The following is a 20,179-nucleotide window of genomic DNA, read 5'->3' as shown; positions in this document are numbered from 1 at the left end:
GATGCTGGAGCGCGATGGCCAGGAAGACAGCTCACGACGACCCCCTCGCCCCCGTCACGATCGCGGTGGGCCAGGAAGACCTGCTGCTGGAGCGTGCGATGCAGCAGGTGGTGGCGGCCGCACGCGCGGCCGATGCGGACACCGATGTCCGCGACCTCACCCCCGATCAGTTGCAGCCCGGCACCCTCGCCGAGCTGACCAGCCCCTCGCTCTTCGCCGAGCGCAAGGTCGTGGTGGTGCGGTCCGCCCATGATCTGTCCGCCGACACCATCAAGGACGTCAAGGCGTACCTCGGTTCGCCCGCCGAGGAGATCACGCTCGTACTGCTGCACGCCGGCGGTGCCAAGGGCAAGGGCCTGCTGGACGCCGCCCGTAAGGCGGGGGCGCGGGAAGTGGCCTGCCCCAAGATGACGAAGCCGGCCGACCGGCTGGCGTTTGTGCGGGGCGAGTTCCGGGCGGCCGGGCGGTCGGCGACTCCGGAGGCCTGTCAGTCGCTGGTCGATGCGGTCGGCAGCGATCTGCGTGAGCTGGCGTCGGCCTGTTCGCAGCTGGCCGCCGATGTCGAGGGCACGATCGACGAGTCCATCGTCGCGCGGTACTACACGGGACGGGCCGAGGCATCGAGCTTCACCGTCGCGGACCGGGCGGTGGAGGGCCGGGCCGCGGAGGCGCTGGAGGCGCTGCGCTGGGCGCTGGCGACCGGCGTCGCCCCCGTCATGATCACCAGCGCGCTGGCCCAGGGCGTGCGGGCCATCGGCAAGCTGGCCTCCGCCCCGCGCGGCGCCCGCCCCGGTGACCTCGCCCGTGACCTGGGCATGCCGCCCTGGAAGATCGACCGGGTGCGGCAGCAGATGCGCGGCTGGTCGGCGGACGGTGTGGCCACGGCGCTGCGCGCGGTGGCGGCGGCCGATGCGGGCGTGAAGGGCGGCGGGGATGATCCTGCGTACGCCCTGGAGAAGGCCGTGGTCGCCATTGCCCGGGCGGCCCGCTCGCGGTGAGGCGGGCGGGCGCCCGCTACGTCCTCGTCACCGTGCGCCCGAGGTCACTGTGAGCCCGCGTTCTGTAGTTGCTTGAGGGTGTCCCTCGCGCTGGTCTTCAGCATGGTCGCGACTTCCGAGGAGGTCGGCTGCTTGCTCGCGCTACTGCTGGATGCGTAGCTGGACCACGTCGACTGATACGTCATCCAGCCGTCCCGCACGCCGAGGATCACATACGAGCCGCTGCTACTGCTGCCCGTGCTGTTACGGGTCACCAGATACGCCTCGTCGCCGAGGCCCAGTACCGACTCGACCTTGTAGCCGACCGAGGTGTCCTGCTTCTCGTACGAGCGGTAGCCGTCCGCGAACTCCGGCGCCGGGTCGGTCTTCTTGTGCAGCGTCGCGCTGTTGTAGAGCCAGGTCGAGGAGTAGTCGGTGGCGCCGCCGGTGTTCTCCTGTTGCAGCGAGACGTTGCACCACATGGTGTCCAGCGAGTTCTGCTGGGCGCCGCTGTGCTGCGGGTTGGCGTCCTTCGAGGACGAGCCGGTGTTCTCCTTCGCCTTGAAGCGGGCGTTCTCGAAGGGCGTCATCGAGGTGGCCGCACACAGATCGCCGGTGTAGCGGTAGCCCGCGAGGTCGGGGCTCGGCTCGGACGAGAAGCCACCGGTGGCGAAGAGCAGGGAGGCCCAGATCGCGGAGGCGGCGACCGCACCGCCGACCGCCCAGAGCCAGCCGGACGTGCCCCGGCCCGTACCGCCAGGAGCGCCGGGCCCAGCGGGAGCGCCCGGGGTACCGGGAGCGGCAGGGCCGCCGTGCGGGCCTACGGGTGCGCCGGGTGCCGGGTAGCCGTAGCTGCTGCCCGGGGCCGGTGGCGGTGCCGACGGCGGGGGCGGGAGCTGCTGGGCGTACGGATTCTGCTGGGCCGGCGCCGGGTTCTGCGGTGCGGGCACCTGGCCGTAGGGGTTGGGCTGCGGCTGGCCGTAGGGATGTTGCGGATTCGGATCCCCCGATATGGACATGGCCGCAGAGTAGCGGAGCACTCCGACATCGGACCCCGGCCTGCGGGAAGGGGCGGGAGCGCACAGCGGCGCACGGAATGCACGACCCGCGCCACGGCGAACGCCCCGGGCAGGGAAGACCGGTACACCAAGCCCCCACAACAACCAACCCCCACCACAACCAGAACCCCCCACCACAACCAGAACCCCCCACAACAACGAAAAACCCCGCCTACCCCTGGGGAAGGGGCAAGGCGGGGTCTTTCGCAATCACGTGCAATCAAGCGATCGAAGCGATTGCGGCTCTTTCGGCGAGGTGATCGCCGGGTGAGCCGGGGGCGCCGCACCCGCGTGGCGAACGCAGGCCGCGTGCGGCGCGGTGGTGCACCGTTCAGGGAGCGGAGAGAGGGGCCGCTGGGTCCCTGTCGGCAGAGGTTGTTTCAGGGGGAAGGTCAGCCCTTGAGGGACGCGACCTTCTTGGCCAGCGCCGACTTCTTGTTGGCGGCGGCGTTCTTGTGGATGACACCCTTGCTGACGGCCTTGTCGAGCTTCTTGGCAGCCTCGGCCTGGGCGGTGGTGGCCTTCTGAAGGTCACCGGCCTCGATGGCCTCACGGGTGCGACGGATCGCAGTCTTCAGGGAGGACTTGACAGCCTTGTTGCGCTGACGAGCCTTCTCGTTGGTCTTGATCCGCTTCATCTGGGACTTGATGTTCGCCACGAAAGAGCCTTTTCAGGTTCGTTGGAGTTTCGAGTTGCGCCGCGCACGAGAGAGGGCACGAAGCGCAGTGGACCAGGCTACCAGCAGGGTCTACGGCGTCCCAAACCGGACCTGGGCCGCCTCCCCGCCGCTGACCTGCACCCCCGGTGGCGCGCACCCGGCCCGGACCCGCCCGGGGTCCCGCCAGCCCGGACCCGCCCGGACCCACCCGGACCTGCCTGGGGCACCCCCGCCCCGACCCGCCCGGGGCATCCCACCCCGACCCGCGACCGCGAGCAGGCCGCCCAAACCGGACCGACCCCGTCGCTCATGGGACCATAGGGAGGACGTCACATACCCGAGTCCCGCCTACCCGCGTTCACTGAATGGATCCTGCGTGCCCGCGACCCCTACGAACGTGCCGGAGCCGAGCCGTACCGATCCGGCTCTCCTCCGTAACTTCTGCATCATCGCGCACATCGACCACGGCAAGTCGACGCTCGCCGACCGGATGCTCCAGCTCACCGGTGTCGTCGACCAGCGGCAGATGCGCGCGCAGTACCTCGACCGCATGGACATCGAGCGCGAGCGCGGCATCACGATCAAGTCCCAGGCGGTCCGGCTGCCCTGGAGCCCCTCCGAGGGCGAAGAGGCAAGTGGCACCACCCACATCCTCAACATGATCGACACGCCGGGCCACGTCGACTTCACCTACGAGGTCTCCCGCTCGCTCGCCGCGTGTGAGGGCTGCATCCTCCTCGTCGACGCCGCCCAGGGCATCGAGGCCCAGACCCTCGCCAACCTCTACCTGGCGATGGAGCACGACCTCACGATCATCCCCGTCCTCAACAAGATCGACCTGCCGGCCGCGCAGCCCGAGAAGTTCGCCGCGGAGCTGGCCAACCTGGTCGGCTGCGACCCCGAGGACGTACTGAAGGTCTCCGCCAAGACCGGCGTCGGCGTGCCCGAGCTGCTGGACAAGGTCGTCCGCGAGGTGCCGGCCCCGGTCGGCGTCAAGGACGCACCCGCCCGCGCGATGATCTTCGACTCGGTCTACGACGCGTACCGCGGTGTCGTGACGTACGTGAAGGTGGTCGACGGCACGCTCAGCAAGCGTGAGCGCATCAAGATGATGTCCACCGGTGCCGCGCACGAGCTGCTGGAGATCGGCACCAACTCGCCGGAGATGAAGGCGGCGGACGGGCTGTCGGTCGGTGAGGTGGGCTACCTCATCACCGGTGTGAAGGACGTCCGCCAGTCCAAGGTGGGTGACACGATCACCCAGCTCACCAAGGGGGCGGACGAGCCGCTCGGCGGCTACAAGGACCCCAAGCCGATGGTGTTCTCGGGCCTGTACCCGCTGGACGGATCGGACTACCCCGAGCTCCGCGACGCGCTCGACAAGCTCCAGCTCAACGACGCCGCGCTGGTCTACGAGCCGGAGACCTCCGCGGCCCTGGGCTTCGGCTTCCGCGTCGGCTTCCTGGGCCTGCTGCACCTGGAGGTCATCCGGGAGCGCCTGGAGCGCGAGTTCGGCCTCGACCTGATCGCCACCGCGCCCAACGTGGTCTACCGCGTGGACATGGAGGACGGCGCCGAGCACGAGGTCACCAACCCGAGCGAGTTCCCGACGGGCAAGATCGACAAGGTGCATGAGCCGGTCGTACGGGCCACGATCCTGGCGCCGAGCGAGTTCATCGGCGCGATCATGGAGCTGTGCCAGACCCGCCGCGGCAACCTCCTCGGCATGGACTACCTCTCCGAGGACCGCGTCGAGATCCGCTACACGCTGCCGCTCGCCGAGGTCGTCTTCGACTTCTTCGACCAGCTCAAGTCCAAGACCCGTGGCTATGCCTCGCTGGACTACGAGCCCACCGGTGAGCAGGTCGCCGACCTGGTCAAGGTCGACATCCTGCTGCACGGCGACAAGGTCGACGCCTTCTCCGCGATCACCCACAAGGACAAGGCGTATGCGTACGGCGTGCGGCTGGTCGCCAAGCTGCGGGAGCTGATCCCCCGGCAGAGCTTCGAGGTGCCGATCCAGGCCGCCATCGGCAGCCGGGTCATCGCCCGTGAGACGGTCCGCGCCATCCGTAAGGACGTCCTCGCCAAGTGCTACGGCGGTGACATCTCCCGTAAGCGGAAGCTGCTGGAGAAGCAGAAGGAAGGCAAGAAGCGGATGAAGATGGTCGGCAGCGTGGAGGTCCCGCAGGAGGCCTTCATCGCGGTGCTGTCCTCGGACTCCGACGGCGACGCCAAGAAGAAGTAGCGCGGTACGGCGGAGCGTCAGCGCGCGAAGCGGAAGGCCGTGGCAGGGCGCCGTCCCCAGGTGGGGGACCGGCGCCCTGCTGGTTTTCCGGGCGGACCGCTGACGGGGCGGCCCCCGCCCCGCATCGGAATGAATGCGGTGCGTGCCGTTCCGCCGTAACCCGTGTCCCGGTGGCCCGCTGTGGTCTGGTGGGCGGTGAGCGGCGTGGCTCGCATATCGGGCGATGCGCGTGCTAGGTACACCTATCGCACTGGTCACAACGTGAACCAGTCGGTCGTAGCCCCTTACGCGTCGGCGCAACGCGCTCTACTCTGATCACTGCTCAAAGGTTACTCGCGAGTCACCAGCAACGAAGCGGGCCCCGGAGGACGCCGTGACGGACATCCACACGCTGATCGAAAACCGGCCGCCTTCGGTGGCACACCTCTTCCTGGAGCGGGTCGCGGCCACGCCCGACATCGAGGCCTACCGCCGGCCCGTGCCCCCGGCCTCCGGGGAGGGCCCGGACGACTGGCAGGCGCTCACCTGGGCCGAGGCCGCCGAGCGGGTCTACGCGGTGGCCGCCGGGCTGATCGCCCTGGGCGTACGGCCCGAGGAGCGAGTGGCGCTGGCCGCCAACACCCGCGTCGACTGGATCCTCGCCGACCTCGGCGTGCTCTGCTCCGGCGCCGCCACCACCACGGTCTACCCCAGCACCAACGCCGAGGAGACCGCCTACATCCTCGCCGACTCCGGCAGCCGGGTGCTGATCGCGGAGGACGCCGGACAGCTCGCCAAGGCCCGGGAGCGGCGCGCCGAACTGCCCGACCTGGCGCATGTCGTGGTCATCGACGAGGCGGACGCCGCACCCGCGGCCGACGACCCCGAGGGGTGGCTGCTCACCCTCGCCGAGCTGGAGAAGCGCGGCACCGCCTATCTGGAGCAGCACCCCGAGTGCGTCAAGGAGCGGGTCGCCGAGCTCCGCGCCGACCAGCTGGCGACGCTGATCTACACCTCGGGGACCACCGGCCGCCCCAAGGGCGTACGGCTGCCGCACGACTGCTGGGCGTACATGGCCCGCGCGATCCAGGCGACCGGGCTGGTCACCGAGGACGATGTGCAGTACCTCTGGCTGCCGCTGGCGCATGTCTTCGGCAAGGTGCTGACCGCCGGGCAGATCGCCACCGGCCATGTGATCGCCGTGGACGGCCGGGTCGACAAGATCATCGAGAATCTGCCGGTGGTCCGGCCCACCTACATGGCCGCCGTACCGCGGATCTTCGAGAAGGTCTACAACGGTGTCGCGGCCAAGGCCCGGGCCGGCGGCGGCATCAAGTACAAGATCTTCCAGTGGGCGGCGGAGGTGGCCCGCGAGTACGCCAAGACCTCCCAGGACAACTTCCGGCGCACCGGCAGCACCTCGGTGCCGTTCGCACTCGGCGCCCAGCACAAGATTGCCGACGCCGTCGTCTACAGCACGCTGCGGAACGCCTTCGGCGGCCGGCTGCGCGCCGCTGTCTCCGGCTCGGCTGCACTCTCCCCGGAGATCGGCTACTTCTTCTCCGGCGCCGGCATCCACATCCTGGAGGGCTACGGCCTGACGGAGTCCAGCGCCGCCAGCTTCGTCAACCCCGGCGAGGCCTACCGCACCGGCACGGTCGGCAAGCCGCTCCCCGGCACCGAGGTCCGGATCGCCGAGGACGGCGAGATCCTGCTGCGCGGCCCCGGCATCATGGAGGGCTACCACGGGCTGCCGGAGAAGACCGCCGAGGTCCTGGAGGAGGACGGCTGGTTCCACACCGGCGACATCGGCGAACTGTCGCCCGACGGCTATCTGCGGATCACCGACCGCAAGAAGGACCTGATCAAGACCTCGGGCGGCAAGTACATCGCGCCGGCCGAGGTGGAGGGCCAGTTCAAGGCGGTCTGTCCGTTCGTGTCCAACGTGCTGGTGCATGGCGCCAACCGGAACTTCTGCACGGCGCTGATCGCGCTGGACGAGCCGACGATCCTGGGCTGGGCCAAGGAGCACGGCCTGGAGGGCAGGACCTACGCCGAGGTCGTCGCCACGGACCGGGTCCGCGAGCTGATCGACGGCTATGTCGAGCGGGTCAACGAGGGGCTGCAACGCTGGCAGCAGATCCGCAAGTTCCGGCTGCTGCCGCGCGACCTGGACATCGAGCACGGTGAGGTGACCCCCAGCCTCAAGATCAAACGGCCGGTGGTGGAGCGGACGTTCAAGGATCTGCTGGACGAGATGTACGCGGGCTCCCGGGAGGCGTAACCGGCAATCCCCCGCCAACGGGCGGGCCTGCGCGGCCCGCCCGTAGCGCTGACGTCGCCCAAGGAGGCTCCCCGGCCCACCCTTTGCACGTCGGCCAACTCCCTCGGCGCGTCAGCCGAATTGGCCGCCACGACCTCCCACTTCCGTGACTCAGTGCTTATGGCTGCGCTCGTTCTGTCACTCTGTCGGTGGCGCATCCGGCGCTGTAGCGGAGCTGCTCGGGAGTTGCTCAATGAGGACGACAACCTCGTCTGCACGGGACGACGACGTCATGACGACGCGTACGACGCTGCCGGGCGGGCCCGGCGGCGGGCCCTGCGGAGCTTCCGTGGGCGCGCCGGCCGCGGGTCCCGCCAACCGCTGCCGGCGGACCGGCCTGCCCGGCGATCCGCAGGCCGCGGCGGGCGCCCGGCAGTTCGTCCGGGACTCCTTCGCCGTATGGACCGCCCAGCGGCTGCCCGGTGCGGACGGTCTCACCGACCGGCTCGCCGATGAAGCGGTGCTGCTGGTCAGCGAGTTGGTGACCAATGCGGTGGTGCACGCGGGCACCACCGTCGAACTGTGCTGCCGGCTGGACCCGGCGCCCGAGCAGGGCGACAGCGGCGAGCCCGGACCGGCTCCCCGCCCCGCCGTCGTCATCGAGGTCTCCGACCGCCACCCCACCCAGCCGGTCCGCGCCCGGGCCGAGAGCGCCCCCTCCGAGTGCGCGGCGGCCGAAGGCTCCGCCTCCGAGAGCGGCGGCCGCGGCCTCCGGCTGATCAGCGCGGTCGCCGAATCCTGGGGGATCACCTACCGCCGGGCGATGAAGACCGTATGGTTCCGGCTGCCCGTGGAGGCCCCGGGCGCGATGACGGAACCCGAGACCGGCTACGACGCGCAGCTGCTGGAGCGCGAACTGCGGGCGGCCGAGCTCCTGGCCCCCGCCCCGCGCCGTACCGTCCGCCCCGAGGCCGGCGCGGGCCGGGTCGACAACGGCGCCCTGTCCTTCCTCGCCGAGGCCTCCGACCTGCTCTCCGGACAGCTCGACGCCGATCAAGTCGCCTCCCTCGCCGCCCAGTTGATCGTGCCGCGGCTCGCCGACTGGTGCGCGGTGTGGCTCTACGACGGCGACGCCGGCGCACCCGGCCGGGGCATCGCGGCCAACGGTGAGGAGCAGCACCTCGCCCGCGTCTGGCACAGCAGCGAGAGCCGGATCGATTCACTCCGTACGGCGCTGGAGAAACAGCCGCCGGAGCGGCAGGGCGACGCCGCGCCCCGCAGCACGCCCACCACGGCCCCTTGGCCCTGGCCGCACGAACCCGGCGGCTGTGAGCAGGGCGGCGCGGCGCTGGCCTGCCCCCTGGTCGCCGGCGGTCGCCGGCTCGGCACACTGCTCCTCGGCCGCGGCGGGCTGCTGCGCTTCCCCGGTGAAGTGGTCGGCCTGCTCGAGGACCTGGGCCGCCGGGTCGCCCGCGCCGTGGCCACCGCCCGCGCGTACAGCCGTCAGGAGCGGATCAGCCAGGTGCTCCAGCGCCGGCTGCTGCCCCCGGGGCGGGCGCAGGTGCCCGGGGTCGAGTCGGCGGTGGTCTATGAGCCGCGCGAGGGCGCCTGGGCGGGCGGCGACTTCTGGGACCTGTTCGACGCGGGGGACGGCCGGTGGTGCTTCGCCCTCGGCGACGTGTGCGGCAGCGGGCCCGAGGCGGCCGCGGTGACCGGGCTGGCCCGGCCGGTGCTGCGGCTGCTGGCCCGCGACGGCTTCGGCGTCGCCGACGTCCTCGACCGGCTCAACAAGACCATGGCCCGGGAGGCCGCGGACTCGGTCGCGGCGGTCGCGGCCGCGGTGGCGGCGGCCGGAGCCGGGGCGGAGGCGCCGGTGGAGATCCGCGAGGAGGGCGAACAGGCCCGCTTCCTCTCCCTCCTCTACGGCGAGATCGTCCCCTACCCCGGCGGCTTCGGCGGCGCCCGCTGCACCCTCGCCAGCGCCGGCCACCCGCTGCCGCTCGTCCTGGGCACCGACGGCACGGTCCGGGTCGTGGCGGCCCCGCAGATGCTGCTCGGGGTGGTCGAGGACGCGACATACGTCAGCGAATCGTTTGACCTCCGCCCCGGCGAGACCCTGCTGTGCGTCACCGACGGGGTCACCGAGCGCCGCTCCGGCCGCCGGCTCTTCGACGACGAGGACGGCCTGGCCACGGCCCTCGCCGCCGGCGCCGGTCTGGGCGCCACCGCCCTCGCCGACCACATCCGTCACACCGTCCACGCCTTCGACCCGACCCCGCCCGACGACGACCTGGCGCTGCTGGTCCTCCAGGCGGCGGGCGGCCCCACCTAGGGCTCGCTTCCCCGGTCTCCGTGGGCCTCCACCGGGGCCACCCTCGGCGGGAACCGCCCTGCCCGCCGCATGACGGACAATGGTTCCCATGCCTTCCGCACTGCCTGATGGTGAGCCGATGCCCGAGGACGGGGCGCTGCCCCGTCATGCCCTGGCGGGGGCGGCCGGGCGGCCCCTCGGCTTCTATCTGCATGTGCCGTACTGCGCGACCCGCTGCGGCTACTGCGACTTCAACACCTACACCGCGAGCGAGCTGCGCGGCTCCGGCGGCGCCCTGGCCTCCCGCGACAACTACGCCGACACCCTCGTCGAGGAGATCCGGCTGGCCCGCAAGGTCCTGGGGGACGACCCGCGCCCGGTCGAGACGGTCTTCGTCGGCGGCGGCACCCCCACCCTCCTTCCCGCCGCCGACCTCGTCCGGATGCTCGCCGCCCTCCGCGACACCTTCGGCCTCGCACCGGACGCCGAGATCACCACCGAGGCCAACCCCGAGTCCGTCGACCCGCGCTACCTCGCCGAGCTGCGCGCGGGCGGCTTCAACCGGGTCTCCTTCGGGATGCAGAGCGCACGGCAGCACGTCCTGAAGATCCTCGACCGTACGCACACCCCCGGCCGCCCCGAGGCCTGCGTCGCCGAGGCCCGCGCGGCCGGCTTCGAGCACGTCAACCTCGACCTGATCTACGGCACCCCCGGTGAGACCGACGACGACTGGCGCGCCTCCCTCGACGCCGCCCTCGGCGCCGGCCCCGACCACATCTCCGCGTACGCGCTGATCGTCGAGGAGGGCACCCAGCTCGCCCGCCGGATCCGCCGCGGCGAGGTCCCGATGACCGACGACGATGTGCACGCCGACCGCTACCTCATCGCCGACGAACGCCTCACCGCGGCCGGCTTCACCTGGTACGAGGTCTCCAACTGGGCCACCACCGAAGCCGCCCGCTGCCGCCACAACGAGCTGTACTGGACCGGCGCCGACTGGTGGGGCGCCGGCCCCGGCGCCCACAGCCACGTCGGCGGCGTCCGCTGGTGGAACGTGAAGCACCCCGGCGCCTACGCCCAGGCCCTCGGCGACGGCCGCTCCCCGGGCGCCGGCCGCGAACTGCTGGCCGACGAGGACCGGCGGGTCGAACGGATCCTGCTGGAGCTGCGGTTGTCGGACGGCTGCCCGCTGGAGCTCCTGACCCCCGCCGGCACCCGCGCGGCCGAGCGCGCCCTGGCGGACGGGCTCCTGGAGGCCGGGCCCTACGGCCGCGGCCGGGCCGTGCTGACACTCCGGGGGCGGCTGCTGGCCGACGCGGTGGTGCGGGACTTGGTGGACTGATCAATCGGCTGCGTGCCCTCAGCGTCAACGCTCTCGGCAGCACGGCGGAAGGTGAGGGGTTCGGCACCCTCCCCGCGTCAAACACCACCGCCAACCGTAACGAAGTCGATCAACTCCTCCACCCGCCCCAGCAACGCCGGCTCCAGGTCCTTGTACGTCCGCACGCACGACAGGATCCGCTGCCATGCCGCGCCGGTGTTCTCCGGCCAGCCCAGGGCCCGGCAGACGCCCGTCTTCCAGTCCTGGCCGTGCGGCACGGACGGCCAGGCCGCGATACCGGCCGACGACGGCTTCACCGCTTCCCAGATGTCGATGTACGGGTGGCCGACGACCAGGACGTCCGCACCGGTCACCTCGGCCGCGATCCGGGACTCCTTCGAGCCGGGCACCAGATGGTCGACGAGGACGCCCAGACGGGCGTCCGGGCCGGGTGAGAAGCTGCGGACGATCGCCGGGAGGTCGTCGATGCCCTCCAGGTACTCCACGACGACGCCCTCGATGCGCAGGTCGTCGCCCCATACCCGCTCGACGAGCTCCGCGTCGTGCCGGCCCTCCACGTAAATGCGCCCGGCGCGTGCGACCCGGGCGCGGGCGCCGGGAACCGCGAGCGAGCCGGAGGCCGTACGGGCGGGGCCGCCCGGCGCCGGACGGCTCTGCGGGCGTACGAGGGTGATCACCTTGCCTTCCAGGAGGAAGCCGCGCGGAGCCATGGGGAAGACGCGGTGTTTGCCGAAGCGGTCCTCCAGGGTGACCGTCGGCCCCTCGGCGCTCTTCTCGCAGCGGATCACCGCGCCACAGAAGCCCGTGGTCACCTCCTCGACGACCAGATCGGGGTCGGCCGGTACCTCGGGGGCGGGCGACTGCTTCTTCCAGGGCGGAGTGAGGTCGGGGCTGTAGCGCTTGCTCTGCATGGGGCCTGTTCTGTTCTGGTCGGAGGGACGGGCAGGGCTCAGGAATACCGGAACGGCGGTCAGGAGGGCGGAGCGACACCGAAACGCACGGCCAGGGCGTCGCGCTGGGTGCGGACGAAGGCGGCGTCCACCACGGCGCCGTGGCCGGGGACGTACAAGGCGTCCTCGCCGCCGAGCGCCAGCAGCCGGTCCAGGGCCGCGGGCCACTGCTGGGGCAGCGCGTCCGGGCCCGCCTGCGGCTCGCCGGACTCCTCGACCAGGTCGCCGCAGAAGACGATCTCAGGGGCGCCGTGCCGGCCGGGCACCAGGACCGCCAGGTCGTGGGCGCTGTGGCCCGGGCCGACATTGGCGAGCAGCACCTGCCGGTCGCCGAGGTCGACGGTCAGCTGACCGTGCACATGGTGGTGCGGGACGACCAGCAGATCGGTGGCCTCGGCGGCGAGGTCCCGTTCGACACCGTGCCGCATCGCGGAGTGCCGCAGTTCGTCCTTGCTGCGGCGCAGCAACTCGCCCAGGCCGGCCGCGCCGAACACCTCGACGCCCGCGAAGGCGGCGGTGCCCAGCACATGATCGAAATGCGGGTGGGTCAGCGCGACATGCGTCACGTCCCGGCCCAGCACGCCGCGGATCGCCCGGCGCAGATCCGCGCCGTCACGGATGGTCGCACCGGTGTCGACGATCATGACGCCGGCCGACCCCTCGATCACGCCGATCGTCTCGTCCCAGCCCGGCATCCGGCGCCTGGCGACACCGTCACCGAGCTGTTCCCACCCGGCCTCTTCCCAAGCAGTGCGCATACCGAGACGCTAGCTCCCTCGCGATAGCGTTGCCCGGCAGATCGCCCGAACACGGTCATCCGAGGGGTGCTGCGCGGGGTCGCCCTTGCCGTGGCCGTGCTACCCGGCCGTACACTGGCTCCGGGTCTGGCACTCGGCCCATGTGAGTGCCAGGAGTTACGAGACGGCGGGACGGCCGGACTGGAGGTGCGCAGGATGCTCAGTGAACGCAGGCTCGAAGTGCTGCGCGCCATCGTCCAGGACTACGTCGGGACGGAGGAGCCGGTCGGCTCCAAGGCGCTCACCGAGCGCCATCAGCTCGGGGTCTCCCCGGCCACCATTCGCAACGACATGGCGGCCCTGGAGGACGAGGGCTACATCGCCCAGCCGCACACGAGCGCCGGGCGGATCCCGACGGACAAGGGCTATCGCCTCTTCGTCGACCGGCTGGCGGGCGTCAAGCCGCTGTCCAGCCCCGAGCGACGGGCGATCCAGAACTTCCTGGACGGTGCCGTGGACCTCGACGACGTCGTGGGCCGTACGGTCCGTCTGCTGGCCCAGCTGACCCGGCAGGTCGCGGTCGTGCAGTACCCGTCCCTGACGCGGTCCACGGTCCGGCACGTCGAGTTGCTGGCGCTCGCCCCGGCCCGGCTGATGCTCGTACTCATCACCGATACCGGACGCGTCGAGCAGCGGCTGATCGACTGCCAGGCGCCGTTCGCCGAGACCTCCCTGGCGGATCTGCGGGCGCGGCTCAACAGCCGGGTCGTGGGGCGCCGTTTCACGGATGTGCCTCAGTTGGTGCAGGATCTTCCGGAGTCCTTCGAGCAGGACGACCGAGGCACGGTCTCGACAGTGCTGTCGGTGTTGCTGGAGACTCTGGTGGAGGAGACCGAAGAGCGGCTGATGATCGGCGGTACCGCCAATCTCACCCGCTTCGGACACGATTTCCCCCTGACCATCCGCCCGGTGCTGGAGGCCCTTGAGGAGCATGTGGTGCTGCTCAAGCTGCTCGGAGAGGCCAAGGACTCGGGCATGACCGTACGCATCGGGCATGAGAACGCCCATGAAGGCCTGACGTCGACCTCCGTCGTCACGGTCGGTTACGGTTCGGGCGACGAGGCAGTCGCCAAACTCGGCGTGGTCGGACCGACCCGCATGGACTACCCCGGAACGATGGGAGCGGTACGCGCAGTGGCACGTTACGTCGGACAAATCCTCGCGGAGTCGTAAGTGGCCACGGACTACTACTCGGTCCTCGGCATCAGCCGTGACGCCTCGCAGGACCAGATCAAGAAGGCCTTCCGGCGGCTGGCGCGCGAGCTGCACCCGGACGTGAACCCGGACCCGAAGACCCAGGAGCGGTTCAAGGAGATCAACGCCGCTTACGAGGTCCTGTCGGATCCGCAGAAGAAGCAGGTCTACGACCTCGGCGGCGACCCCCTCTCGCAGGCGGGCGCCGGCCAGGGCGCGGGCGGTTTCGGCGCCGGCTTCGGCAACTTCTCCGACATCATGGACGCGTTCTTCGGCACGGCTTCGCAGCGCGGTCCGCGCTCGCGTACCCGCCGCGGCCAGGACGCCATGATCCGGCTCGATATCGAGCTGAACGAGGCGGCCTTCGGCACGACCAAGGACCTCCAGGTCGACACCGCCGTGGTCTGTACGACCTGTAGCGGCGAGGGCGCGGCGCCGGGGACCTCGGCGCAGACCTGTGACATGTGCCGCGGCCGCGGTGAGGTCTCGCAGGTCACCCGGTCCTTCCTCGGCCAGGTCATGACCTCGCGGCCGTGCCCGCAGTGCCAGGGCTTCGGAACGGTCGTGCCGACGCCGTGCCCCGAGTGCGCGGGCGACGGGCGGATCCGCTCCCGGCGCACGCTGACCGTCAAGATCCCGGCCGGTGTCGACAACGGCACACGTATCCAGCTCGCGGGCGAGGGCGAGGTCGGCCCCGGCGGCGGACCCGCCGGTGATCTCTACGTCGAGATCCATGAGCTGCCGCACCCGGTCTTCCAGCGGCGCGGCGACGATCTGCACTGCACGGTCACCATCCCGATGACGGCGGCGGCGCTGGGCACCAAATGCCCGCTGGAGACGCTGGACGGGATCGAGGAGATCGACGTCCGGCCCGGCACCCAGTCAGGCCAGTCGATCCCGCTGCACCAGCGCGGGGTGACCCATCTGCGTGGCAACGGCCGCGGCGACCTGATCGTCCATGTCGAGGTACAGACACCGACCAAGCTCGACCCGGAGCAGGAGGAGCTGCTGCGCCGGCTCGCCAAGCTCCGCGGCGAGGAACGGCCCACGGGCCAGTTCCAGCCGGGCCAGCAGGGTCTGTTCTCGCGGTTGAAGGATGCGTTCAACGGGCGGTAGCCCGTACGGGCGGCGGTAGTGCGGGCCGGGCGTGCCGTACGGGCGGGCCGGGCGTCTCCGCACGGGCGGGCAGGGTGTCCCCGTACGGGCGACCCGGGGTGGTGAGCCGCGGGAATACCCGTACACGCCCGCCGCGTTGTGGCCCCGCAGGGGGCGTTTGCGTCCCTTACGGGATGTGTTCGCCCACCCCTTAAGTGCCGTACCGGTGCCGAGCCCCTGATGCGGGGGCTCGGCACATCCCGTGACACGATGTGCCCATGCCCACCGCACTGACCGATCTCTGCCGCTACCCGATCGTGCAGGCCCCGATGGCAGGGGGCGGCTCCGGACCCGAGCTGGCCGCCGCCGTCTGCGGCGCCGGCGGTCTCGGCTTCCTCGCCGCCGGCTACAAAACGGCCGACGGCATGTATCAGGAGATCAAACAGCTGCGGTCGCTGACCGACCGGCCCTTCGGCGTCAACCTCTTCATGCCGCAGCCCTCGCTGGCCGACCCCTCCGCCGTCGACGTCTACCGCGAGCAGCTCGCGGGCGAGGCCGCCTGGTACGAGACCGAGCTCGGCGACACCGACGGGCCCAGCGACGACGGCTACGAGGCCAAGCTCGCGATCCTGCGGGAGGACCCGGTGCCGGTGGTGTCCTTCACCTTCGGCTGCCCCTCGCGTGCCGTCCTCGACGCCTTCGCGAAGGTCGGCACGTACACCGTCGTCACGGCCACCACCGCCGCCGAGGCGCAGGCCGCGCAGTGGTCGGGCGCGGACGCGGTGTGTGTGCAGGGCGTGGAGGCCGGCGGTCACCAGGGCACCCACCGGGACGATCCGCACGCGGACGGCACCGGCGCGGCGCTGGGGCTGCTGGCCCTGCTCGGCCAGGTCCGCGAGGCCGTACAGATCCCGGTGATCGCCGCGGGCGGGCTGATGCGCGGTTCGCAGATCGCCGCGGTGCTGGCCGCCGGGGCGACCATGGCGCAGCTGGGCACCGCCTTCCTCGCCACCCCCGAGTCGGGCGCCAACCCGCTCCACAAGCAGGCGCTGACCAACCCCCTGTTCACCCATACGGAATTGACCCGGGCGTTCTCCGGCCGGCCGGCCCGCGGGCTGGTGAACCGCTTCATGCGCGAGCACGGCCCGTACGCCCCGGCCGCCTACCCGGCCGTCCACTACCTCACCTCCACCGTGCGCAAGGCCGCGGCCAAGGCGGGCGATGCGCAGGGCCTCAACCTCTGGGCGGGGCAGGGGCACCGGCTGGCCCGGGAGCTGCCGGCCGCGCAGCTGGTCGACGTCCTGGTGGCCGAAGTGGAGGCGGCACACGCCGCGTTGAGCCGGGCCACCGCGGGCGGCGGCTCATGACCGCCCCCGTATTCCTCGTCGAATCACTGGCGGACGTACGGGCCGGAGGGGCGCTGACCCTGGACGGGCCCGAGGGACGGCACGCGGTGTCGGTGCGCCGGCTGCGGGTCGGTGAGGAGGTCGTGCTGACGGACGGCCGCGGCGCCGGGGCGTTCGGCACGGTCGCCGCCGTCGAGGGCAAGGACCGGCTCACCGTCGACATCGCGGAACTGCGCACCGAGGTTCCGCCGGACCCCACCCTCACCGTCGTCCAGGCGCTCCCCAAGGGCGACCGCGGCGAACTGGCCGTCGAGACGATGACCGAGACCGGGGTGGACGCCATCGTGCCCTGGCCGGCGGCGCGTTGCGTCACCCAGTGGAAGGGCGAGCGGGCCGCCAAGGCGCTGGGCAAATGGCGGGCCACGGCCCGCGAGGCGGGCAAGCAGTCCCGCCGGCTGACCTTCCCACAGGTCACCGACCCGATGACGACCAAGCAGGTGGCCGCGCTGCTCGCCGACGCCGACTTCGCGGCCGTCCTCCACGAGGAGGGCAGCTCCCCGCTCGCCACCGCCGGGCTTCCGCCCACCGGCCGTATCGTGCTCGTCGTCGGCCCCGAGGGCGGTGTCTCCCCGGAGGAGCTCGCCATCTTCGCCGAGGCCGGCGCCACGCCCTACCGCCTGGGTCCGACGGTCCTGCGCACCTCCACGGCAGGCACCGCGGCCACCGCGCTTCTGCTGGGCCGCACGGGCCGCTGGAGCTAGGCCCCAACCTCAGCCACTGACCACCACGATCGTGGCACGGACCACTGACAACGCAGCGGTGCGCCGGCCGGCCCCAAGGGCCCGCCGGCGCACCGCCGTTCACCGTTCAGCCGGCCGGCCGGGGGGCCGGCCTCGGCTCATACCAGTTCCGCGTTCAGCGTGATGTTCTTGACGCCCGCCAGTGCCTGGCTCACCGGGCAGTTCTTCTTGGCGTCCTCGGCCGCCGCCTGGAACTCGTCCTCGGACAGGCCGGGGACGCGGGCCTTGACGGTCAGGGCGATGGCGGTGATGCCCTCACCCGGCTGGAACGTCACATCGGCCTGGGTGTCCAGGGTCTCGACGGTGTAGCCCTTGCCCGCCAGGCCGTGCGAGAAGGCCATGGAGTAGCAGGAGGAGTGGGCCGCCGCGATCAGCTCCTCGGGGCTGGTGACGCCGTTGGGCTGCTCCGCGCGGGCGGGCCAGTTCACGTCGTACGTACCGACTTTGGAGGACTCCAGGGCGACGGTGCCCTTGCCCTCCAGGAGGTTGCCTTCCCAGTGGGTCTTGGCGGTGCGCGTGGTTGCCATGGTGCATAACTCCCGGTTGTGGCGAAAGCGATCACCGCCAGCTTAGTGATCCCGGTGGCCTGCACCGTGCCGCTCGCCGCGTCAGCGCCCGACCGGCCCGCCGGGCCGCCGGATCGTGCCCGCGCCCGCGTGCCCGTGCGGGGTGGGCGCTCCGGGGGCGGTCGCCCGGTAGCATCCCAGGACTGCGTACCGTACGCAGGACGGATGACCTGGGAGGAGCCACCGGTGGCGGGAGAACCGCAGGCCGACTGCCTGTTCTGCAAGATCGTGGCGGGGGAGGTACCGGCGACCATCGTCCGGGAGACCGAGACCACTGTCGCGTTCCGCGACATCAACCCCCAGGCCCCGACGCACGTGCTGGTGATCCCCAAGGTGCACTACCCGGACGCCGCGACCCTCGCCGCCGCCGAGCCGCAGGTCATCGCCGACATACTGCGGGAGTCCCGTGAGGTCGCCGTCGAGGACAAGGTCGACGACCGGGGCTACCGGGTCGTCTTCAACACCGGTGCCGGCGCGGGCCAGACCGTCTTCCACGCTCATCTGCACGTACTCGGCGGCCGTGGCCTCCAGTGGCCTCCTGGCTGACCGGTCATGTCCGTACGTGAACTGGTCGTCCTCGGCACCGCGAGCCAGGTCCCCACGCGGCACCGTAACCACAACGGCTATCTGCTCCGTTGGGACGGCCAGGGGCTGCTCTTCGACCCCGGCGAGGGGACCCAGCGCCAGATGCTGCGGGCCGGGGTGGCCGCCCACGACCTCAACCGGATCTGCATCACGCACTTCCACGGTGACCACTCGCTCGGCCTGGCCGGGGTGATCCAGCGGATCAACCTCGACCGGGTACCGCACCCGGTCACCGCCCACTACCCGGCCAGCGGGGAGCGCTTCTTCGAGCGGCTGCGCTACGCCACCGCCTACCGGGAGACGGTCCGGCTGGTCCAGCGGCCCGTCGCCGTCGACGGTGAGCTGGAGCGCTCCGCGTCGTACGTCCTGGAGGCGCGCAAGCTCTCCCACCCGGTCGAGTCGTTCGGCTACCGGCTCGTGGAGCCGGACGCGCGCCGGATGCTGCCGGAGCGGCTGGCCGAGGCCGGTATCACCGGTCCGGACATCGGGCGCCTCCAGCGGCTCGGGGAGCTGAACGGCGTGACCCTGGACGAGGTGAGCGAGCAGCGCCCGGGGCAGCGGTTCGCGTTCGTCATGGACACCCGGCTGTGTCCTGGGGTCCGTGCCCTCGCGGAGGGGGCGGACATGCTCGTCATCGAGTCGACGTTCCTGGACGAGGACGTCCAGCTGGCGGTGGATCACGGCCACTTGACGGCGGGGCAGGCCGCGGGGGTCGCGGCGGAGGCGGGGGTGCGGCATCTCGTGCTGACGCACTTCTCGCAGCGGTACGCCGACCCGGCGGAGTTCGAGCGGCAGGCGCGCGCGGCGGGCTTCACGGGCGAGCTGACCATCGCCAAGGACCTGGCGCGGGTGCCCGTGCCCAAACGGCGCTGAGCGCCTGACGGAGGACGGTCCGCCAGGCGCCCGACGGCGCCGAGGGCCCGACGGAGGACGGTCCGCCGGGCTTCGGCGCGCTGAGTGCCCGGCGGACCGCTGTCCTCCGGGCGCCCAGTGGCTTACGGCAGGTAGTACATCGGGTTCGGCATCTTGAAGGTGCGGTCACCGGCGCCGCCGCTCAGATCGCTGTACTGGTCCCCGAAGTTGGCGACGATGTTGTAGCCGAGGGACTCGATGTGCTTGCGGGTGCCCGACTTGTACTCGATGGTCGTACAGGTGGCGCCGCAGGGCAGGTAGGCCGGCGGGTGCTCCTTGTCCTTCAGGTAGACGTGCGTGCGGTCCAGCGCGACGTCGTAGCCCACGTTCTTGAGGTTGCGCACGCTCCAGTCGCGCTGCGCCTCCTTGCGGCCGGTGAGGAAGAAGACCTCGGCGCCCTTCTCGTGCGCCCAGTTGACCAGCCGGTTCATGCCGAACACCGGGTCCATGTCGGTGCTTTCCAGGTACTTGTCCTGGCTCTCCGGGGTGAAGTGGAAGCCCACCTGGAGCTCGTAGTTGTAGGTGAGCAGGGTGGTGTCGTCGATGTCGAGGACGATGGCGGGCTTGGCCTTCTTGCCGCTCGTGGCGCTCTTCGCGAGGGCCTTGGTCAGGTAGGTACGGGCCTTGGCCTCGATGCCGCGGACCTGGCGGGCGTAGTTGCTGGTCGGGGAGGCGTAGTGCTGGCCGTCGGCCGTCACCGTGTCGCCGTAGTACGCCTTGATCTTCTCCTGCACCTGCGTGAGGTTCGGGATCTCCTTGTCGGTGCGCGGCACGGAGTGTTCGGCGGTGGCCTGGCCTATGCCGAAGGCGGCGGTGCCGGCGACGAGGGCGGCGACCGTGGCGGCGCCGAGGCGGGCGCGGCGGGAGAGGGCGGGACGGAAGCGAACGGGGCGCGGCATGCGCTGCTCCTTCGGATGGCACGAGTGGTCATCGGTAGGTGTAACAGAGCCTCAGAGGGGTATCTACGCGCGAAGATTCAACGATTGGTAAAGGCTGGCCGGGAAGGGCCGGTGCGGTAACGGGCGGCGTGGGGGCGGGGCTTGACGGCCGTGATGCCGCATCCTTGACCTCCGGCCCCATTCGTAAATCCCGTCCAT

Annotated in this window: 17 protein-coding genes; 11 read left to right on the top strand and 6 right to left on the bottom strand. The window is 71.4% G+C overall.

Annotated features, from left to right (window positions below; genetic code table 11):
- Window positions 1–14 precede the first annotated feature (14 nt).
- Window positions 15–998: a DNA polymerase III subunit delta gene (gene holA / locus ACZ55A_RS04555; RefSeq protein WP_468833190.1), complete on the top strand. Its 984-nt coding sequence runs from the start codon at window positions 15–17 to the stop codon at window positions 996–998.
- A 44-nt stretch (window positions 999–1,042) separates the two neighbouring features.
- On the opposite strand, the gene ACZ55A_RS04550 is transcribed toward holA, so the two are convergent.
- The gene (locus ACZ55A_RS04550; protein WP_468833182.1) at window positions 1,043–1,996 is read right to left on the bottom strand and encodes a hypothetical protein; all 954 of its coding nucleotides are present in this window, start codon (window positions 1,994–1,996) and stop codon (window positions 1,043–1,045) included.
- Between the two features lie 431 nt (window positions 1,997–2,427).
- Window positions 2,428–2,694: a 30S ribosomal protein S20 gene (gene rpsT, locus ACZ55A_RS04545; RefSeq protein ID WP_468833178.1), complete on the bottom strand. Its 267-nt coding sequence runs from the start codon at window positions 2,692–2,694 to the stop codon at window positions 2,428–2,430.
- 376 nt (window positions 2,695–3,070) lie between these two features.
- Between rpsT and lepA the strand changes: the two genes are divergently transcribed.
- The 4 genes from lepA (at window position 3,071) to hemW (ending at window position 10,837) form a co-directional block, all read left to right on the top strand.
- A complete protein-coding gene (gene lepA / locus ACZ55A_RS04540) occupies window positions 3,071–4,942 on the top strand; it encodes a translation elongation factor 4 (protein ID WP_468833173.1) in 1,872 nt (623 codons plus the stop codon).
- Between the two features lie 373 nt (window positions 4,943–5,315).
- Window positions 5,316–7,205 carry an AMP-dependent synthetase/ligase gene (locus ACZ55A_RS04535; RefSeq protein WP_468833168.1) on the top strand — a complete coding sequence of 630 codons (1,890 nt, stop codon included), beginning with the start codon at window positions 5,316–5,318 and terminating at the stop codon, window positions 7,203–7,205.
- A gap of 232 nt (window positions 7,206–7,437) precedes the next feature.
- Window positions 7,438–9,516, top strand: coding sequence for a SpoIIE family protein phosphatase (locus ACZ55A_RS04530; protein WP_468833164.1), 2,079 nt, complete (start codon window positions 7,438–7,440; stop codon window positions 9,514–9,516).
- Between the two features lie 88 nt (window positions 9,517–9,604).
- Window positions 9,605–10,837, top strand: coding sequence for a radical SAM family heme chaperone HemW (gene hemW, locus ACZ55A_RS04525; RefSeq protein ID WP_468833159.1), 1,233 nt, complete (start codon window positions 9,605–9,607; stop codon window positions 10,835–10,837).
- Window positions 10,838–10,914: 77 nt separating this feature from the next.
- Here the strand turns inward: hemW and ACZ55A_RS04520 are convergent, their stop codons facing one another.
- Window positions 10,915–11,748 (bottom strand): DUF3097 domain-containing protein, encoded by an 834-nt coding sequence (locus tag ACZ55A_RS04520; protein WP_468833154.1) that lies wholly within the window; start codon window positions 11,746–11,748, stop codon window positions 10,915–10,917.
- A 59-nt stretch (window positions 11,749–11,807) separates the two neighbouring features.
- Window positions 11,808–12,545 (bottom strand): MBL fold metallo-hydrolase, encoded by a 738-nt coding sequence (locus ACZ55A_RS04515; RefSeq protein WP_468833150.1) that lies wholly within the window; start codon window positions 12,543–12,545, stop codon window positions 11,808–11,810.
- A gap of 195 nt (window positions 12,546–12,740) precedes the next feature.
- On the opposite strand from ACZ55A_RS04515, the gene hrcA reads away from it, so the two are divergent.
- The 4 genes from hrcA (at window position 12,741) to ACZ55A_RS04495 (ending at window position 16,980) form a co-directional block, all read left to right on the top strand.
- Window positions 12,741–13,757 (top strand): heat-inducible transcriptional repressor HrcA, encoded by a 1,017-nt coding sequence (gene hrcA, locus ACZ55A_RS04510; RefSeq protein WP_468833144.1) that lies wholly within the window; start codon window positions 12,741–12,743, stop codon window positions 13,755–13,757.
- Window positions 13,758–14,894, top strand: a complete 1,137-nt coding sequence (gene dnaJ, locus ACZ55A_RS04505) for a molecular chaperone DnaJ (RefSeq protein WP_468833139.1) — start codon at window positions 13,758–13,760, stop codon at window positions 14,892–14,894. It abuts the gene before it with no gap.
- A gap of 257 nt (window positions 14,895–15,151) precedes the next feature.
- Complete coding sequence (locus ACZ55A_RS04500; protein ID WP_468833135.1) at window positions 15,152–16,240, top strand: nitronate monooxygenase; 1,089 nt, start codon at window positions 15,152–15,154, stop codon at window positions 16,238–16,240.
- The gene (locus tag ACZ55A_RS04495) at window positions 16,237–16,980 is read left to right on the top strand and encodes a 16S rRNA (uracil(1498)-N(3))-methyltransferase (protein WP_468833131.1); all 744 of its coding nucleotides are present in this window, start codon (window positions 16,237–16,239) and stop codon (window positions 16,978–16,980) included. Before ACZ55A_RS04500 ends, ACZ55A_RS04495 begins: the two co-directional genes overlap by 4 nt.
- 137 nt (window positions 16,981–17,117) lie before the next feature.
- On the opposite strand, the gene ACZ55A_RS04490 is transcribed toward ACZ55A_RS04495, so the two are convergent.
- A complete protein-coding gene (locus ACZ55A_RS04490) occupies window positions 17,118–17,546 on the bottom strand; it encodes an OsmC family protein (RefSeq protein WP_468833126.1) in 429 nt (142 codons plus the stop codon).
- 225 nt (window positions 17,547–17,771) lie between these two features.
- Between ACZ55A_RS04490 and ACZ55A_RS04485 the strand changes: the two genes are divergently transcribed.
- Window positions 17,772–18,131, top strand: coding sequence for a histidine triad nucleotide-binding protein (locus ACZ55A_RS04485; protein ID WP_468834654.1), 360 nt, complete (start codon window positions 17,772–17,774; stop codon window positions 18,129–18,131).
- A gap of 6 nt (window positions 18,132–18,137) precedes the next feature.
- Window positions 18,138–19,043 carry a ribonuclease Z gene (locus ACZ55A_RS04480; RefSeq protein ID WP_468833123.1) on the top strand — a complete coding sequence of 302 codons (906 nt, stop codon included), beginning with the start codon at window positions 18,138–18,140 and terminating at the stop codon, window positions 19,041–19,043.
- A 122-nt stretch (window positions 19,044–19,165) separates the two neighbouring features.
- On the opposite strand, the gene ACZ55A_RS04475 is transcribed toward ACZ55A_RS04480, so the two are convergent.
- The gene (locus ACZ55A_RS04475) at window positions 19,166–19,981 is read right to left on the bottom strand and encodes an HAD family acid phosphatase (RefSeq protein ID WP_468833119.1); all 816 of its coding nucleotides are present in this window, start codon (window positions 19,979–19,981) and stop codon (window positions 19,166–19,168) included.
- Between the last annotated feature and the right edge of the window lie 198 nt (window positions 19,982–20,179).

This window comes from Streptomyces sp. NPDC034111 (assembly GCF_055575375.1).
Note: the sequence above shows the minus strand (reverse complement) of the source record. Positions and strands in the feature narration are given on the sequence as shown.

What these genes read in the sequence shown, in the direction of transcription:
- hemW (WP_468833159.1), top strand. Translation starts at nt 9,605, where the DNA reads ATGCCTTCCGCACTGCCTGATGGTGAGCCGATGCCCGAGGACGGGGCG.
- ACZ55A_RS04490 (WP_468833126.1), bottom strand. Translation starts at nt 17,546, where the DNA reads ATGGCAACCACGCGCACCGCCAAGACCCACTGGGAAGGCAACCTCCTG.
- ACZ55A_RS04495 (WP_468833131.1), top strand. Translation starts at nt 16,237, where the DNA reads ATGACCGCCCCCGTATTCCTCGTCGAATCACTGGCGGACGTACGGGCC.
- ACZ55A_RS04475 (WP_468833119.1), bottom strand. Translation starts at nt 19,981, where the DNA reads ATGCCGCGCCCCGTTCGCTTCCGTCCCGCCCTCTCCCGCCGCGCCCGC.
- hrcA (WP_468833144.1), top strand. Translation starts at nt 12,741, where the DNA reads ATGCTCAGTGAACGCAGGCTCGAAGTGCTGCGCGCCATCGTCCAGGAC.
- ACZ55A_RS04480 (WP_468833123.1), top strand. Translation starts at nt 18,138, where the DNA reads ATGTCCGTACGTGAACTGGTCGTCCTCGGCACCGCGAGCCAGGTCCCC.
- ACZ55A_RS04515 (WP_468833150.1), bottom strand. Translation starts at nt 12,545, where the DNA reads ATGCGCACTGCTTGGGAAGAGGCCGGGTGGGAACAGCTCGGTGACGGT.
- ACZ55A_RS04550 (WP_468833182.1), bottom strand. Translation starts at nt 1,996, where the DNA reads ATGTCCATATCGGGGGATCCGAATCCGCAACATCCCTACGGCCAGCCG.
- ACZ55A_RS04520 (WP_468833154.1), bottom strand. Translation starts at nt 11,748, where the DNA reads ATGCAGAGCAAGCGCTACAGCCCCGACCTCACTCCGCCCTGGAAGAAG.
- ACZ55A_RS04500 (WP_468833135.1), top strand. Translation starts at nt 15,152, where the DNA reads ATGCCCACCGCACTGACCGATCTCTGCCGCTACCCGATCGTGCAGGCC.
- holA (WP_468833190.1), top strand. Translation starts at nt 15, where the DNA reads ATGGCCAGGAAGACAGCTCACGACGACCCCCTCGCCCCCGTCACGATC.
- ACZ55A_RS04530 (WP_468833164.1), top strand. Translation starts at nt 7,438, where the DNA reads ATGAGGACGACAACCTCGTCTGCACGGGACGACGACGTCATGACGACG.